Here is a 16,439-nt window from a genome sequence, read left to right as displayed (position 1 = left end):
ATGAGTCCCGTCCTCGCCGGGGTACTCCAACTGCTCGCGCTCGTCGCCGCGCTCGCACTGGCGTACCGTCCGCTCGGCGACCACATGGCCCGGGTCTACTCGTCCGTCCGGCATCTGCGGGTCGAGAAGTGGATCTACCGGTGCATCGGCGCCGACCCGGCCGCGAATCTGCGCTGGCCCGCCTATCTGCGCGGCGTCCTCGCCTTCTCCGCGGTGAGCGTCCTCTTCCTCTACCTGCTCCAGCGCCTCCAGGGCGGCCTGCCCGGGTCGCTGGGCTTCGCCTCGATCGACCCGGACCAGGCGTTCAACACCGCCGCCTCGTTCGTCTCCAACACCAACTGGCAGAGTTACGCCGGTGAGCAGGCCATGGGCCACCTCGTCCAGACCGGCGGGCTCGCCGTGCAGAACTTCCTGTCGGCCGCCGTGGGGATGGCGGTCGCGGTGGCGCTGGTCCGGGGCTTCGCCCGGTCCCGCACGGGCGAGCTGGGCAACTTCTGGGCCGACCTGGTGCGCGGCACCGTACGGATCCTGCTGCCGCTGTCCCTGATCGGCGCGATCGTGCTGGTGGCCTGTGGCGCCGTCCAGAACTTCGCCGGGGTCCACGAGGTCGGCCAGTTCCTCGGCGGCTCCCAGCAGTGGCGCGGCGGCGCGGTGGCATCCCAGGAGGCGATCAAGGAGCTGGGCACCAACGGCGGCGGCTACTTCAACGCCAACTCCGCACACCCCTTCGAGAACCCCAACCCCTTCTCCAACCTCTTCGAGATCTTCCTGATACTGCTGATCCCGTTCGCCCTGACGCGCACCTTCGGGCGGATGACCGGCAGTCTCAGGCAGGGGTACGCGATCCTCGCCGCGATGGTGGCGATCTGGATCGCCTTCGTCGCGCTGATGATGTGGACCGAGTTCCACCACGGCGCCCCGGCCTACGACATCGCGGGCGGCGCGCTGGAGGGCAAGGAGACCCGCTTCGGGGTCGCCGGCTCCTCGCTCTTCGCCGTCTCCACGACGCTCACCTCGACCGGAGCGGTCAATTCCGCGCTGTCCTCCTTCACCGGTTTCGGCGGGGGAATCGCGATGCTCGGCATGCAGCTCGGCGAGATCGCGCCCGGCGGTGTCGGCTCCGGCCTGTACGGCGTGCTGATCATGGCGGTCATCGCGGTCTTCCTGGCCGGGCTGATGGTCGGCCGCACCCCCGAGTACCTGGGCAAGAAGATCGGCGGCCGGGAGATCAAACTGGCCGCCCTCTACATCCTGATCACCCCGGCGCTCGTGCTCTGCTTCACCGCCGTGGCCCTGGCGCTGCCCACGCCACGCGACTCCCTCCTCAACACGGGCCCGCACGGCTTCTCCGAGATCCTCTACGCGTACACCTCGGCGGCCAACAACAACGGCTCGGCGTTCGCGGGACTCGCGGCGGACACGCCGTGGTTCAACACCTCGCTCGGCATGGTGATGCTGCTGGGCCGCTTCCTTCCGATGGTGTTCGTCCTGGCGCTGGCCGGTTCGCTGGCCGAGCGCTCGCCCGTACCCGAGACCTCCGGCACGCTCCGTACCGACAAGCCGCTGTTCTCCGGGCTGCTCATCGCGACGATCGTGATCGTCGCCGCTCTGACGTACTTCCCGGCGCTCGCGCTCGGGCCGCTGGCGGAAGGGCTGGCGTCATGATCCCCCGTAAGAAGCACACGACGGCACCTCCTGCCACTCCTGCGTCCGGTGCCCCTCGTGCGCAGCGCACGGGTTCGCGTACCGGACACGCCGGGGAGCGGGTCGGCGGCGGGCTGTTCGAGCCCAAACAGCTGCTCCTCTCGCTGCCGGACGCGGTACGCAAGCTCGATCCCCGGGTGATGGTCAAGTCGCCCGTGATGTTCGTGGTCCTCGTGGGGTCCGTGCTGTCCACGGTCTTCGCGGCGGTCAACCCGGGCGACTGGTTCGGCTGGGCCGTCGCCGCCTGGCTCTGGCTGACCACCCTCTTCGCCAATCTCGCCGAGGCGGTGGCGGAGGGACGCGGCAAGGCACAGGCCGACACGCTGCGCAGGGCCAAGACCGACACCGTCGCCCGCCGGCTGGCCGGAGGCGCCGAGGAACGCGTGCCGGGCACGGAACTGCGCGTCGGCGACCACGTGGTCTGCGAGGCGGGCGACATCGTCCCCGGCGACGGCGATGTGACCGAGGGGATCGCCTCGGTCGACGAGTCCGCCATCACCGGCGAGTCCGCGCCGGTGATCCGTGAGTCCGGCGGCGACCGGAGCGCCGTCACCGGCGGCACGAAGGTCCTCTCCGACCGGATCGTCATCAGGATCACGGCCAGGCCGGGGGAGACCTTCATCGACCGGATGATCGCCCTGGTCGAGGGCGCGGCCCGGCAGAAGACCCCCAACGAGATCGCCCTCAACATCCTGCTCGCCTCGCTCACCGTCGTCTTCCTGCTGGCCGTCGTCACCCTCCAGCCGTTCGCCGCGTACGCCCACGCCGAACAGTCCGTGATCGTGCTGGTGGCGCTGCTGGTCTGCCTGATCCCCACGACGATCGGGGCGCTGCTGTCCGCGATCGGCATCGCGGGCATGGACCGGCTGGTGCAGCGCAATGTGCTGGCGATGTCCGGGCGTGCGGTCGAGGCGGCGGGCGACGTGTCGACCCTGCTGCTCGACAAGACGGGCACGATCACGTTCGGCAACCGGCAGGCCGCCGAGTTCGTCCCGGTCAGGGGCGTGACGGAGGCCGAGCTCGCCGACGCCGCCCAGCTCTCCTCGCTGGCCGACGAGACCCCCGAGGGCCGCTCCGTCGTGGTCCTCGCCAAGGAGAAGTACGGCCTGCGCGAGCGCCACCAGGGCGAGCTGGCCGGTGCCGAGTGGGTCGCCTTCACGGCGCAGACCCGGATGTCCGGCGTCGACCTCGACGACGACGGCGCCCGACGGCGGGTGCGCAAGGGAGCGGCCGGCTCCATCACCGCCTGGGTCGGGGAGCGCGGCGGCCGGATCGCCGACGACGCGGCGGACCTGACGGAGCGGATCTCCGCGGCAGGCGGCACGCCGCTGCTGGTGGCCCTGGAGGACGCCGACGGGGCCCGGGTCCTCGGCGTCATCCACCTCAAGGACGTCGTCAAGGCCGGCATGCGGGAACGGTTCGACGAGCTGCGCCGGATGGGCATCAGAACCGTCATGATCACCGGCGACAACCCGATGACCGCCCGCGCGATCGCGGCCGAGGCCGGGGTGGACGACTTCCTCGCCGAGGCCACGCCCGAGGACAAGATGGCCCTGATTCGCCGCGAGCAGGCCGGTGCCAAGCTGGTCGCGATGACCGGGGACGGCACCAACGACGCCCCGGCGCTGGCCCAGGCGGACGTCGGAGTGGCCATGAACACCGGCACCTCGGCCGCCAAGGAGGCCGGGAACATGGTCGACCTGGACTCCGACCCCACCAAGCTGATCGAGATCGTGGAGATCGGCAAGCAGCTGCTGATCACGCGGGGCGCGCTGACGACCTTCTCGATCGCCAACGACGTGGCGAAGTACTTCGCGATCATCCCGGCCATGTTCGCCGTGGTGTACCCCGGCCTGGACACGCTCAATGTGATGCGGCTGTCCTCACCGGAGTCCGCGATCCTCTCCGCGGTCGTCTTCAACGCCCTGATCATCGTCGCGCTCGTCCCGCTCGCGCTCAAGGGCGTGCGCTACCGGCCGATGACCGCGGACCGGATGCTCCGCAGGAACCTCGCGGTCTACGGCCTCGGCGGCCTGGTCGCCCCCTTCGTCGGCATCAAGATCATCGACCTGATCATCTCCCTCATCCCCGGAATCCGGTGAACGACGTGATGTCCATGAACGGTTCGGCGGGCGGCGCGGCGCGGCTGTTCGCGGCGAGCCTGCGCGCCCTGCTCGTCCTGACCGTGCTCTGCGGCGTGCTCTACCCACTGGCGGTCACGGGCGTCGCCCAGGGGCTCTTCCCGCACCGGGCGAACGGCTCCGAGATCAGGGAGCGCGGCACCGTCGTCGGCTCCTCGCTGATCGGACAGCGCTACGACCTGCCGCAGGCGGAGGGCCGGAAAACCCCCGCACCCGATCTGCGCTGGTTCCAGCCGCGCCCGTCGGACGGCCTCTCCGACAACACCGTCAACACGCGTTACCGACTGCTGGTGTCCGGAGCGACCAACCGGGCCGGCGACGACAAGGAGCTGATCCGGTCGGTCCGGGAGGCCAGGGCCGCCGTCGTCCGGGACAACTCGACCCCCGGTCACCCCGTACGGCCCTCCGCCGTGCCGCCGGACGCCGTCCTGTCCTCCGGCTCGGGCCTCGACCCGGACATCTCCCCGGCGTACGCCCACCTCCAGGTGCGGCGGGTCGCCGAGCGCAACCACCTGCCCGCGGAGCGGGTGGCGAGGCTGGTCGACGAACACACGCGGCAGCGGGTCCTCGGCTTCATGGGGGAGCCCCGGGTGAACGTGCTGGAGCTCAACGTCGCACTGAGGGAGCTGACCCGTTGAGCGGTGGGTCCCCACAGTCGGAGCCCGCCCCGGCGCCGGCGTCGGTGTGGCCGGGCGGGGCGGGACAGCCGGGGCGGTCGACGCGGCGGACGCGAGGGCTCACGTGGGCCGACAATGGGGCCATGGGACGCGGCAAGTTTCGGATCTACCTGGGAGCGGCACCGGGCGTCGGCAAGACGTACGCGATGCTCTCCGAGGCGCACCGGCGCGTGGAGCGGGGCACCGACTGCGTCGTCGGCTTCGTGGAGCACTACGACCGGCCGCGCACCGAGGTCATGCTGCACGGCCTGGAAACGGTCCCCCGCCAGGAGCTCCAGTACCGGGGAACGGTCTTCACCGAGATGGACGTCGACGCGGTGCTGGCGCGCCGCCCGGCCGTCGCGCTGGTGGACGAGATGGCGCACACCAATGTGCCGGGCTCCCGCAACGCCAAGCGCTGGCAGGACATCGAGGAGCTGCTCCAGGCCGGGATCGAGGTCATCTCGACCGTCAACATCCAGCACCTGGAATCACTCGGCGACGTGGTCGAGTCGATAACGGGGGTACGGCAGCGGGAGACCGTGCCCGACGAGATAGTCCGCCGGGCCGACCAGATCGAGCTGGTCGACATGTCGCCCCAGGCGCTGCGCCGCCGGCTCGCGCACGGCAACGTCTACAAGCCCGACAAGATCGACGCGGCGCTCTCGCACTACTTCCGTCCCGGCAACCTCACCGCGCTGCGGGAGCTGGCGCTGCTGTGGGTCGCCGACAGGGCGGACGAGTACCTGCGGCAGTACCGCGGCGAGCACGGCATCCGCTCCACCTGGCAGGCGCGCGAGCGGATCGTCGTCGGCCTCACCGGCGGCCCCGAGGGACGTACGCTCATCCGCCGCGCCGTCCGGCTGGCCGAGAAGGGCGCGGGCGGCGAGGTCCTCGCCGTCTACATCGCCCGCAGCGACGGGCTGACGTCCGCCTCGCCCAAGGAACTCGCCGTCCAGCGCTCCCTGGTCGAGGACCTGGGAGGCACCTTCCACCATGTCGTCGGCGACGACATCCCCTCCGCGCTGCTGGAGTTCGCCCGCGGGGTGAACGCCACCCAGATCGTCCTCGGCTCCAGCCGCCGCAAGACCTGGCAGTACGTCTTCGGGCCGGGCGTCGGAGCCACCGTCGCCCGGGAGTCCGGCCCCGACCTGGACGTCCACATCGTCACGCACGAGGAGGCGGCCAAGGGCCGCGGGCTGCCGGTGGCCCGGGGAGCCCGGCTGGGCCGGTCCCGGGTCCTGTGGGGCTGGCTGTGCGGGGTCGCCGCGCCGGTGCTGCTGTCCCTGCTGCTGAGCGAGCTGCACAACACGCTCGGGCTGGCCAACGACGTCCTGCTGTTCCTCTTCCTGACCGTCATGTCCGCGCTGATCGGCGGTCTGCTTCCGGCGCTCGGCTCGGCGGCCGTGGGCTCGCTCCTGCTCAACTACTACTTCACCCCGCCCAGCCACACCCTGACCGTGCAGGACCCGAAGAACCTGGTCGCCATCGTGATCTTCTTCGCGGTGGCGGTGTCCGTGGCGTCCGTGGTGGATCTGGCGGCCCGAAGAACCCAGCAGGCGGCCAGACTGCGGGCGGAGGCCGAGATCCTGTCCTTCCTCGCGGGCAGCGTGCTGCGCGGCGAGACCACGCTGGAGGCGCTGCTGGAGCGGGTGCGGGAGACGTTCTCCATGGAGTCGGTGGCCCTTCTCGAACGCAAGAGCGATGTCGATCCCTGGACGCCCGCCGCCAGCGTCGGACCCCAGCCCGTGGACCGGCCCGAGTCCGCCGACGTGGACATGCCGGTCGGCGACCACATGGCGCTGGCGCTCTCGGGCCGGGTGCTGCCCGCGGAGGACCGGCGGGTGCTCGCCGCGTTCGCCGCCCAGGCCGCCGTCGTACTGGACCGGCAGCGCCTGGTGGGCGAGGCCGAGCAGGCCCGTGCGCTGGCCGAGGGCAACCGCATCCGCACCGCCCTGCTGGCGGCCGTCAGCCACGACCTGCGCACCCCCCTGGCGGGGATCAAGGCGGCCGTCTCCTCCCTGCGCTCGGACGACGTCGAATGGTCCGAGGAGGACCAGGCCGAACTGCTCGAAGGCATCGAGCACGGTGCCGACCGCCTCGACCACCTGGTGGGCAACCTGCTCGACATGTCCCGGCTCCAGACCGGCACCGTCACCCCGCTGATCCGCGAGATCGACCTGGACGAGGTGGTCCCGTGGGCGCTCGTCGGCGTTCCGGAGGGCAGCGTCGACCTGGACGTCCCCGAGACGCTGCCCATGGTGGCCGTCGACCCGGGGCTGCTGGAGCGCGCCGTCGCCAACATCGTCGAGAACGCCGTCAAGTACAGCCCCGAGGACCGCCGCGTCACCGTCGCGGCCAGCGCGCTCGGCGAACGCGTGGAGCTGCGGGTCGTGGACCGCGGCCCCGGCGTTCCCGACGACGCCAAGGACCGTATATTCGAGCCCTTCCAGCGGCACGGGGACGCGCCGCGCGGAGCGGGTGTCGGGCTCGGGCTCGCGGTCGCCCGCGGCTTCGTGGAGGCGATGGGCGGCACTCTCGACGCCGAGGACACCCCCGGCGGAGGACTGACCATGGTCCTCACCCTCTCCGCGGCGTCCGGACGCGCTCCGGCCCGCCCCGAATCACCCGCCCGGATCGGCACCTGACCGGGACGACCGGGACAGCAGAAAGGCAGGCCCCATGACCCGGGTCCTCGTGGTCGACGACGAGCCGCAGATCGTGCGCGCCCTCGTGATCAACCTGAAGGCACGCAAGTACGACGTGGACGCCGCCGCCGACGGAGCGGGCGCGCTGGAACTCGCGGCGGCGCGCCACCCCGACGTGGTCGTGCTCGACCTCGGGCTGCCGGACATGGACGGCGTCGAGGTCATCAAGGGGCTGCGCGGCTGGACGCGCGTGCCGATCCTGGTGCTCTCGGCCCGCCACACCTCCGACGAGAAGGTGGAGGCGCTGGACGCGGGCGCCGACGACTACGTGACGAAACCCTTCGGCATGGACGAGCTGCTGGCCCGGCTGCGCGCCGCGGTCCGGCGGGCGGAGCCGGTGGGCGGGGAGACGGACGACGGCACGGCGATGGTCGAGACCGAGAACTTCACCGTCGACCTCGCCGCGAAGAAGGTCCACCGGGAAGGCCGGGACGTACGGCTCACCCCGACGGAGTGGCACCTGCTGGAGGTCCTGGTACGGAACACGGGCCGGCTGGTCAGCCAGAAGCAGCTGCTCCAGGAGGTGTGGGGACCGTCGTACGGCACCGAGACCAACTACCTGCGGGTCTACATGGCGCAGCTGCGGCGCAAGCTGGAGATGGATCCGTCGCACCCGCGGCACTTCGTCACCGAGCCGGGGATGGGCTACCGCTTCGAGCGTTGATGCGGATACGCCCGGCGGGCTTGTGTCCGGCCTGCTTCCGTCCGGCCGGTTTCCGCCCAGTCGGCTCCGGTCCGGCCGGCATGTGCCGGCTTGGGTCCCGCCGACTGCGCGTGGTGCTCCCGGAGTGCGGCCGTCGGCTGCTTCCGGGGCGCGTCGGCACGGGGCGAGGCGGTGATCGGGAGGATGACCCGGCCACGCCCGTACCCCGGTACGCTTTGACCATGAGTGCCGAGAAGTCGACCGGCCGATTCCGCCGGATGCTCAACCGGCTCTCCAGCTCCCAGGAGGATCTGGAGTCCGAGGAACTGCGCGAGGACGCGCAGGCGTCGGGCTGCACCCGTATCTCCGACTGCGACGACCGCCAGGTCGTCCGTGTCACCGGTACGCTGCGGACGGTCACCCTGCGTCCCCGGGCCGGCGTGCCCGCGCTGGAGGCGGAGCTGTTCGACGGCTCCGCGCCGCTGGACGTGGTGTGGCTGGGCCGGCGCTCCATCGTGGGCATAGAGCCGGGCCGCAAGCTGATCGCCTCCGGCCGGATCTCGTTGAGCCACGGCCGGCGGGTGCTCTTCAACCCCAAATACGAACTCCGACCGCTCGGACAGGAGTAGCCGGTGACGTCAGCCGACAAATCCGCCCCCTCGCACACCCCCACCGCCTCACCCGCCGCCCCGTCGGGCTCGCCCGACCCGGAGGGTGAGGCGAGGGCCGTCACCGAGGCAGCGCTCTTCGAAGCGTTCGGCGGCCTGCGCGGCATGATCGAGACGGTCCTGCCCGGACTGCTCTTCGTCACGATCTTCACGGTCAACAAGGACCTGCACACCTCGGCGATCGCGGCGCTGGCCGTCTCGCTGGTGCTCGTGCTGGTCCGGCTGATCAGGAAGGACACCGTCAAGCACGCGTTCAGCGGGGTCTTCGGTGTCGCCTTCGGTGTCGTGTTCGCGATGATGACGGGCAACGCGAAGGACTTCTACCTGCCCGGCATGCTGTACACGCTGGGGCTGGGGCTGGCGTACATCGTCACGACGCTGGCGGGCGTGCCGCTGATCGGGCTGATCCTGGGCCCGGTCTTCAAGGAGAACCTGTCCTGGCGCACGCGCAACCCCGGTCGCAAGAAGGCGTACGCGAAGGCCAGTTGGGCGTGGGGGCTGATCCTGCTCGGCAAGTGCGCGATCCTCTTCCCGCTGTACTGGTGGGCGGACACGACGCAGCTCGGCTGGGTGCTGGTGACGCTGAAGATCCCGCCGTTCCTGCTGGCGGTCTACCTCACCTGGATCTTCCTGGCGAAGGCACCGGCGCCGATCGACGTGTTCGCCGAGATGGAGGCGGAGGAGGCGCGGGCGGCGGCGGAGGCCAATGGCGCGGGGTCCTCTGGTGCGGGTACTAATGCCGGTGCCGGCGGCACGGAACACGGGCCTGCGAGGCACCGCCGCACGGACTGACGAGCGGCACGCGGGAGCGGGCGCGGGCGGTCGTGCCCAGGGCGCGCCTGCGACGGGCCTGCTCCCCGTCCCGCCCCTTCCCGAAACCCCGGCTCGCGCCCCGGCCCCCGGGGTGGTCGCGCCGGCTGCGCCGGGCGGTGGACGGGAGCGCGGGGCGGGGGCCGACGCACTGGGCCCCGCCGCGCGGGCGGCGCGGTGCGTTGTCCCTCTTCGGCACCCGGCCGACGGCCCCGGGGCCTCCGCCGGTCGCCGGGAACGGTGGGAACGGGAGGGCGGCCACGGCCCCGCCGGGCGCGGCACGCGGCCGCCAACCCCCCCGGCGGGAGCCGTATCGGTCGTCAGTCGGACTCGCGCCGTACCGACAGCAGGTCCTCCAGCTGCTCCTCCCGCGCCTGCGCCGCCACGAACAGCAGCTCGTCGCCCGCTTCCAGCGTCTCCTCCGGGCCCGGTGTCAGCACGCGCGTCCCGCGGATGATCGTGACCAGCGATGTGTCCTCCGGCCAGACCACGTCGCCCACCTGCGTGCCGGTCACGGCCGACTCCGGGGGCAGGGTCAGTTCGACCAGGTTCGCGTCGCCGTGGCTGAAACGGAGCAGCCGTACCAGGTCCCCGACGCTCACCGCCTCCTCTACCAGCGCCGACATCAGCCGCGGGGTGGACACCGCGACGTCCACGCCCCAGGACTCGTTGAACAACCACTCGTTCTTCGGGTTGTTGACCCGGGCCACCACGCGCGGCACGCCGTACTCCGTCTTCGCGAGCAGCGAGACGACCAGGTTCACCTTGTCGTCGCCCGTCGCCGCGATCACGACGTTGCAGCGCTGGAGCGCCGCCTCGTCCAGCGAGGTGATCTCGCAGGCGTCCGCCAGCAGCCACTCGGCGAGCGGCACGCGCTCCACCGAGATCGCCGTCGGCGCCTTGTCGATCAGCAGGATCTCGTGCCCGTTCTCCAGCAGCTCACTCGCGATGGAACGGCCCACCGCGCCGGCCCCGGCAATCGCGACGCGCATCAGCCCATGCCTCCGTCCGGGCCCTGGGCGAATGCCGCCTCGACCTTCTCGATGTCCTCGGTCCGCATCATCACGTGGACGAGATCGCCTTCCTGGAGCACGGTCTGGGACGTCGGCAGCATCGCCTCGCCGAGCCGGGTGAGGAAGGCCACACGCACGCCCGTCTCCTCCTGCAACGTACTGATCTTCTGCCCGATCCAGCTCTCGTGCGTGTGCACCTCGGCGAGCTGTACGGCTCCGCTCGGGTCCCGCCACAGCGGCTCGGCGCCGGACGGCAGCAGGCGGCGCAGCATCTGGTCGGCGGTCCAGCGGACCGTGGCAACCGTCGGGATGCCCAGGCGCTGGTAGACCTCGGCCCGGCGCGGATCGTAGATCCTGGCGGCGACGTTCTCGATGCCGAACATCTCGCGCGCCACCCGCGCCGCGATGATGTTCGAGTTGTCGCCGCTGCTCACCGCGGCGAAGGCGCCGGCGTCCTCGATGCCCGCCTCACGCAGGGTGTCCTGGTCGAAGCCGACCCCGCTGACCCGCCGGCCGCCGAAGCCCGAGCCGAGCCGGCGGAAGGCGGTCGGATCCTGATCGATGACGGCGACGGTGTGCCCCTGTTGCTCCAGGTTCTGCGCGAGCGCGGCCCCCACCCGGCCGCAGCCCATGATGACGATGTGCATGTCGTCTTACCCCGCAGTCCTGGTCATCTCGATGACCTGCGAAAACACCCTGTTCACTCTTCCTCTTCCGACGTGCCGGGCACCAGGCGGAACGGCGTACACGGCTCTCCGTGGGTCGAGCTTATGCGGCGGGAGGGACGAAGCCCTCATCCCGTACCCGTACCCCCGTGCGGCCGCCCGCGTCCGTCCCCGCGCGCGGGGACGGGGCGAGGAGCGGGGCCGGGGCCGTGGGACGAGAGGGGGTGGGCGGCACAGCGGGACGGGACAAGCGAATACCATCCTCTGCGTGTCCAAATTGACCGACGTGCCCAAGCGGCTCCTCATCGGGCGGGCCCTGCGCAGCGACAGACTGGGGGAGACCCTCCTCCCCAAGCGCATCGCCCTCCCCGTCTTCGCCTCCGACCCCCTGTCGTCGGTGGCGTACGCGCCGGGGGAGGTCCTCCTGGTCCTGTCGGTCGCGGGCGTTTCGGCGTACCACTTCAGCCCCTGGATCGCGCTGGCCGTCGTGGTGCTGATGTTCACCGTCGTCGCCTCCTACCGGCAGAACGTGCACGCCTACCCCAGCGGCGGCGGCGACTACGAGGTGGCCACCACGAACCTCGGTCCCAAGGCCGGCCTCACGGTCGCCAGCGCGCTGCTGGTCGACTACGTCCTGACGGTGGCCGTGTCGATCGCCTCCGGGGTGGAGAACCTGGGCTCCGCGATCCCGTTCGTCGTGGAGAACAAGGTCCTCTGCGCCCTGGGGGTCATCGTGCTGCTGACCCTGATGAACCTGCGCGGCGTACGGGAGTCGGGGAAGCTCTTCGCGATCCCCACGTACGTCTTCGTCGGCGGCGTGTTCATCATGATCCTCTGGGGCGCGTTCCGGGGGATCGTCCTCGGCGAGACCATGCGCGCCCCGACCGCCGGCTTCGAGATCAAGGCCGAGCACCAGGGCCTGGCGGGCTTCGCGCTCATCTTCCTGCTGCTGCGGGCGTTCTCCTCGGGCTGTGCCGCCCTCACCGGTGTGGAGGCCATCAGCAACGGCGTCCCGGCCTTCCGCAAGCCGAAGAGCAGGAACGCGGCGACGACCCTCGCCCTGATGGGCGGCCTCGCCGTCACCATGTTCTGCGGCATCATCGGCCTGGCACTGGCCACCGACGTGAAGATGACCGAGTCACCGGGCATGAACCTCTTGCGGAACGGTGTGCCGGTCGGGTCCGCCTATGTCCAGAATCCGGTGATCTCCCAGGTCGCCGCCGCCGTCTTCGGCCAGGGCACGTTCTTCTTCGTCCTCCTCGCGGCGGCCACCGCCCTGGTGCTGTTCCTTGCCGCCAACACCGCGTACAACGGCTTCCCGCTCCTCGGCTCGATCCTCGCCCAGGACCGCTACCTGCCGCGCCAGCTGCACACCCGCGGCGACCGGCTGGCCTTCTCCAACGGCATCGTGCTGCTGGCCGGGGCCGCCGGGCTGCTGGTCTGGGTCTACGGCGCGGACTCCACCCGGCTGATCCAGCTCTACATCGTCGGGGTCTTCGTCTCCTTCACGCTCAGCCAGACCGGCATGGTCCGGCACTGGAACCGCCATCTGCGGACCGAGCGCGACGCCGCCAAGCGCCGCCACATGCACCGCTCCCGGGCCATCAACGCCTTCGGTGCCTTCTTCACCGGGCTGGTGCTGGTCGTCGTCCTGGCCACCAAGTTCACCCACGGCGCCTGGGTCGCGCTGCTCGGCATGGTGATCTTCTACGGGACGATGACGGCGATCCGCCGTCACTACGACCGCGTCTCGACCGAGATCGCCGCGGCCGAGGGGCCGTCAGAGGAGGCCGTCCGGCCGTCCCGGGTGCACTCCATCGTGCTGGTCTCCAAGCTGCACAAGCCCACGCTGCGCGCGCTCGCGTACGCCAAGCTGATGCGTTCCGACACCCTGGAGGCGGTCAGCATCAAGGTCGACCCGGCCGAGACGAAGGCGCTCCGGGAGGAATGGGAGCGACGGGGCATCAATGTGCCGCTGAAGATCCTCGACTCCCCGTACCGCGAGATCACCCGGCCCGTGATCGAGTACGTACGCGGGCTGCGCGGCGAGAACCCGCGCGACGTGATCAGCGTCTACATCCCGGAGTACGTCGTCGGCCGCTGGTACGAGCACCTCCTGCACAACCAGAGCGCGCTGCGGCTCAAGGGGCGACTGCTGTTCACGCCCGGCGTGATGGTGACCTCGGTGCCGTACCAGCTGGAGTCCTCCGAGCTGGCGAAGAAGCGGGCCAAGCGGCGCGCGGAGTACAGCGCGCCGGGCTCGGTGCGGCGGGGGCCGGTGGACCGGCGGCCGAAGGAGCCGAGCGGCAAGGGATGACGGGGGAGCCGAACGGCCGGGGACGAGCCGGGAGGCCGCACGGGTGACGCGGACGTAGACTGGTGGGCTTGTCGTCCCGCCGTACCCCTTGAACCTTGGAGCCACTCCCTCATGCACACCGAACCGCAGGCTTCACCGGCTTCATCAACCTCACAGGATTCACCGGCTTCTCCGGCTGCGCAGGAGTCTCCGGGGTCGCTGATCGGGACGCAGTACGAGGTCGAGGTCGGCCCGGTCGCCCACGGGGGCCACTGCGTCGCCCGCACCGACGAGGGCCGGGTGCTGTTCGTACGGCACGCCCTGCCCGGCGAGCGGGTCCTGGCCCGGGTGACGGAGGGCGGGGAGGACTCCCGCTATCTGCGGGCCGACGCGGTGGAGATCCTGGACGCCGCCAAGGACCGGGTCGAGGCGCCCTGCCCGTACGCGGGTCCCGGACGCTGCGGCGGCTGCGACTGGCAGCACGCCAAGCCGGGCGCGCAGCGGCGGTTCAAGGGCGAGGTCATCGCCGAGCAGCTGCGGCGGCTCGCGGGGCTCACGCCCGAGGAGGCGGGCTGGGACGGGACCGTGATGCCCGCGCCCGGCGACAAGCTGCCCGCGGGCGAGGTGCCGGCCTGGCGCTCCCGGGTGCAGTACGCGGTCGACGAGAGCGGGCGCGCGGGGCTGCGCAAGCACCGTTCGCACGACGTCGAGCCGGTCGACCACGTGGCGGAGAACGACGGGGGAGTGCACCGGGTGCACGGCCGCGACTTCGTCCGCGAACGCGCCGACGGCCGTACGTACCGCGTGGGCATGGGCGGCTTCTGGCAGGTGCACCCGCAGGCGCCGCAGCTGCTGGTGGAGGCCGTGATGCAGGGTCTGCTGCCGAGGAAGGGCGAGACGGCGCTGGACCTGTACTGCGGAGTGGGCCTGTTCGCCGGGGCGATCGCGGACCGGGTCGGTGACAACGGCGCGGTGCTGGGCATCGAGTCCGGCAGGCGTGCCGTCGAGGACGCCCGGCACAACCTCCGGGAGTTCCCCCGGGTCCGTATCGAGCAGGGCAAGGTCGACCAGATCCTGCCGCGCACCGGCATCACCGAGGCGGACCTGATCGTCCTGGACCCGCCCCGGGCGGGCGCCGGCCGCCGCACCGTGGCCCACCTCGCGTCCCTGGGCGCCCGCCGTATCGCCTACGTGGCATGCGACCCGGCGGCCCTCGCCCGCGACCTGGCCTACTTCCAGGAAGCCGGCTACCGCCCGCGCACACTGCGGGCGTTCGACCTGTTCCCGATGACGCACCACGTGGAGTGTGTCGCCATCCTTGAACCGGCCGCAAAGGGCTCCTGACCTGCGGTTTTGTCCGTGCGCATTATGTGCGGTATGGGCGTTACGGGCGACATCTTGACGCTGAAATGACGCTCGTGACGCTCATTTGACGCTCGTTCTGATGCAGTGTCAGGTGAATTGCTGCAGGTCAGGCCCTGTCGGGTGGTGTGTATCGATGGGGCGCTGAGGGTGGGCGACGCTCTGCGCGGAACTGCTGGTTTCTGATGGTCACTTGTTCCGGAAGAGACCAGGCGGCCCCGTGACCTGCAGCGCTCTGTCGGCATGAGTTCCTGACCCGTGCAAACGGCCTTTCGGCTGTTTCACGGTCATGCCCGTTGATGCGGCCGGAAGTCCCAGAGAAGTCCCAGAGGACTCCCATTGCCCGTGGCCACTCTTTCGGTTCCATACAGTGGCGGCGGTGCGGCGGGGGCCGGGTAGCTCGTGCGTCGGCGATCCGCCCTGAACGATCGACAGCGCTCGCTGCTTTAACAGCTCGCGGCAGGCGAGGACCCCTGTGGCTTGGCGCTGGGGGAACGGCGCTCGGCCTACTTCGCATGGTCGTCGTCCAGGCGACCCGAGGCGGCAGCAGGCGTCACAGGCCGACAGGCCACCTCAGGGCAGTCTGGAGGACTGGGTAGATCGTGGGACCACCCCCGCGTGCGCGGGGACCACCATGCGCTGAACGCGCGGAAGCCGCAGCGCTTGGGACCACCCCCGCGTGCGCGGGGACCACTGAGACGTCCACCCAGGGCGCCACCAGGCGTCGGGACCACCCCCGCGTGCGCGGGGACCACCCGGACGCGCCGTTGCGGATGATCTGGCGCACGGGACCACCCCCGCGTGCGCGGGGACCACCTTTTGATCTTTCGGCCCACCATCAGCAGCCGGGGACCACCCCCGCGTGCGCGGGGACCACCTGGCCGCACCCGCCGGACTGTGGGCTGGTGCGGGACCACCCCCGCGTGCGCGGGGACCACCAGGCCGAGGTGGGACAGCAGCCGCTCACGCAGGGACCACCCCCGCGTGCGCGGGGACCACCCTGTTCCATGCCTCAACAAGTGCCCTCACGCGGGACCACCCCCGCGTGCGCGGGGACCACGGCAACTGGCAGTGCAACCAGTGCTCGCGCTGGGGACCACCCCCGCGTGCGCGGGGACCACTACGAGAAGGTTCCTGGCGGCAGGCGACCCCGGGGACCACCCCCGCGTGCGCGGGGACCACGGTACGAGCGAGCCCGCACCACCTGACCGCTTGGGACCACCCCCGCGTGCGCGGGGACCACAATTCTTCCGCCATTCACTGCACACATCAGGGGGGACCACCCCCGCGTGCGCGGGGACCACGGTGGGCCGGGCCTCCAATGTGGCCGCATGCCGGGACCACCCCCGCGTGCGCGGGGACCACCATCAGGTCCGGGGCTCCGTCGTGCGGTGACAGGGACCACCCCCGCGTGCGCGGGGACCACAGGACCGAGGCGATCTCAGCGTCCGACCGTCCGGGACCACCCCCGCGTGCGCGGGGACCACCCGCCATACTCACCGCCCTCCGCGCCGAGGGCGGGACCACCCCCGCGTGCGCGGGGACCACACGGGGCCCGGCGGCCGCTTGTCGTCCCCAGGGGGACCACCCCCGCGTGCGCGGGGACCACAGAAATACGCCAGCAACATCGGCGTGGGCCGCGGGACCACCCCCGCGTGCGCGGGGACCACCTGCTCGCGGCCGACCAGCAGCCGGCGGGGATGGGACCACCCCCGCGTGCGCGGGGACCACCGGCCAGGTCCTGGCCCCGCTCGCCGCCGTCGGGGACCACCC

Annotated in this window: 11 protein-coding genes and 1 CRISPR repeat array (1 of these 12 only partly in view); of the genes, 9 read left to right on the top strand and 2 right to left on the bottom strand. The window is 71.4% G+C overall.

Features of this window, described 5'->3' with window-relative positions:
• The 7 genes from kdpA to IG02_RS0111960 all read left to right on the top strand — a co-directional run bounded on the left by kdpA (nucleotide 1) and on the right by IG02_RS0111960 (nucleotide 9,312).
• Nucleotides 1-1,665 (top strand): potassium-transporting ATPase subunit KdpA, encoded by a 1,665-nt coding sequence (gene kdpA, locus IG02_RS0111990; RefSeq protein WP_030745229.1) that lies wholly within the window; start codon nucleotides 1-3, stop codon nucleotides 1,663-1,665.
• Nucleotides 1,662-3,806, top strand: coding sequence for a potassium-transporting ATPase subunit KdpB (kdpB, locus tag IG02_RS0111985; protein WP_030745227.1), 2,145 nt, complete (start codon nucleotides 1,662-1,664; stop codon nucleotides 3,804-3,806). Before kdpA ends, kdpB begins: the two co-directional genes overlap by 4 nt.
• A gap of 14 nt (nucleotides 3,807-3,820) precedes the next feature.
• A complete protein-coding gene (locus IG02_RS0111980) occupies nucleotides 3,821-4,483 on the top strand; it encodes a potassium-transporting ATPase subunit C (protein WP_030745226.1) in 663 nt (220 codons plus the stop codon).
• A 122-nt stretch (nucleotides 4,484-4,605) separates the two neighbouring features.
• A complete protein-coding gene (locus tag IG02_RS0111975) occupies nucleotides 4,606-7,149 on the top strand; it encodes a sensor histidine kinase (protein WP_030745225.1) in 2,544 nt (847 codons plus the stop codon).
• A 34-nt stretch (nucleotides 7,150-7,183) separates the two neighbouring features.
• Complete coding sequence (locus tag IG02_RS0111970; RefSeq protein ID WP_030745224.1) at nucleotides 7,184-7,873, top strand: response regulator; 690 nt, start codon at nucleotides 7,184-7,186, stop codon at nucleotides 7,871-7,873.
• Nucleotides 7,874-8,094: 221 nt separating this feature from the next.
• Nucleotides 8,095-8,481 carry an OB-fold nucleic acid binding domain-containing protein gene (locus IG02_RS0111965; RefSeq protein WP_078854404.1) on the top strand — a complete coding sequence of 129 codons (387 nt, stop codon included), beginning with the start codon at nucleotides 8,095-8,097 and terminating at the stop codon, nucleotides 8,479-8,481.
• Between the two features lie 3 nt (nucleotides 8,482-8,484).
• Complete coding sequence (locus IG02_RS0111960; RefSeq protein WP_063756767.1) at nucleotides 8,485-9,312, top strand: DUF3159 domain-containing protein; 828 nt, start codon at nucleotides 8,485-8,487, stop codon at nucleotides 9,310-9,312.
• Between the two features lie 338 nt (nucleotides 9,313-9,650).
• On the opposite strand, the gene IG02_RS0111955 is transcribed toward IG02_RS0111960, so the two are convergent.
• Nucleotides 9,651-10,322: a potassium channel family protein gene (locus IG02_RS0111955; RefSeq protein ID WP_030745218.1), complete on the bottom strand. Its 672-nt coding sequence runs from the start codon at nucleotides 10,320-10,322 to the stop codon at nucleotides 9,651-9,653.
• Nucleotides 10,322-10,990: a potassium channel family protein gene (locus IG02_RS0111950; protein ID WP_030745216.1), complete on the bottom strand. Its 669-nt coding sequence runs from the start codon at nucleotides 10,988-10,990 to the stop codon at nucleotides 10,322-10,324. Before IG02_RS0111950 ends, IG02_RS0111955 begins: the two co-directional genes overlap by 1 nt.
• Before the next feature lie 286 nt (nucleotides 10,991-11,276).
• On the opposite strand from IG02_RS0111950, the gene IG02_RS0111945 reads away from it, so the two are divergent.
• Together IG02_RS0111945 and IG02_RS0111940 are read left to right on the top strand one after the other, a co-directional pair.
• A complete protein-coding gene (locus IG02_RS0111945) occupies nucleotides 11,277-13,325 on the top strand; it encodes an APC family permease (RefSeq protein WP_030745214.1) in 2,049 nt (682 codons plus the stop codon).
• A gap of 111 nt (nucleotides 13,326-13,436) precedes the next feature.
• Nucleotides 13,437-14,648, top strand: coding sequence for a class I SAM-dependent RNA methyltransferase (locus tag IG02_RS0111940; protein WP_078854403.1), 1,212 nt, complete (start codon nucleotides 13,437-13,439; stop codon nucleotides 14,646-14,648).
• Nucleotides 14,649-15,270: 622 nt separating this feature from the next.
• Nucleotides 15,271-16,439: direct repeats of the CRISPR family, unit length 29 nt; unit sequence GGGACCACCCCCGCGTGCGCGGGGACCAC (it continues 2,338 nt past the right edge of the window).

It is taken from the genome of Streptomyces sp. NRRL F-5135, from assembly GCF_000719775.1.
In the GTDB taxonomy this organism is placed as follows: Bacteria; Actinomycetota; Actinomycetes; order Streptomycetales; family Streptomycetaceae; genus Streptomyces; species Streptomyces hebeiensis.
The sequence above is the reverse complement of the archived record's forward strand: the minus strand, read 5'-3'. Positions and strand labels throughout refer to the sequence as shown.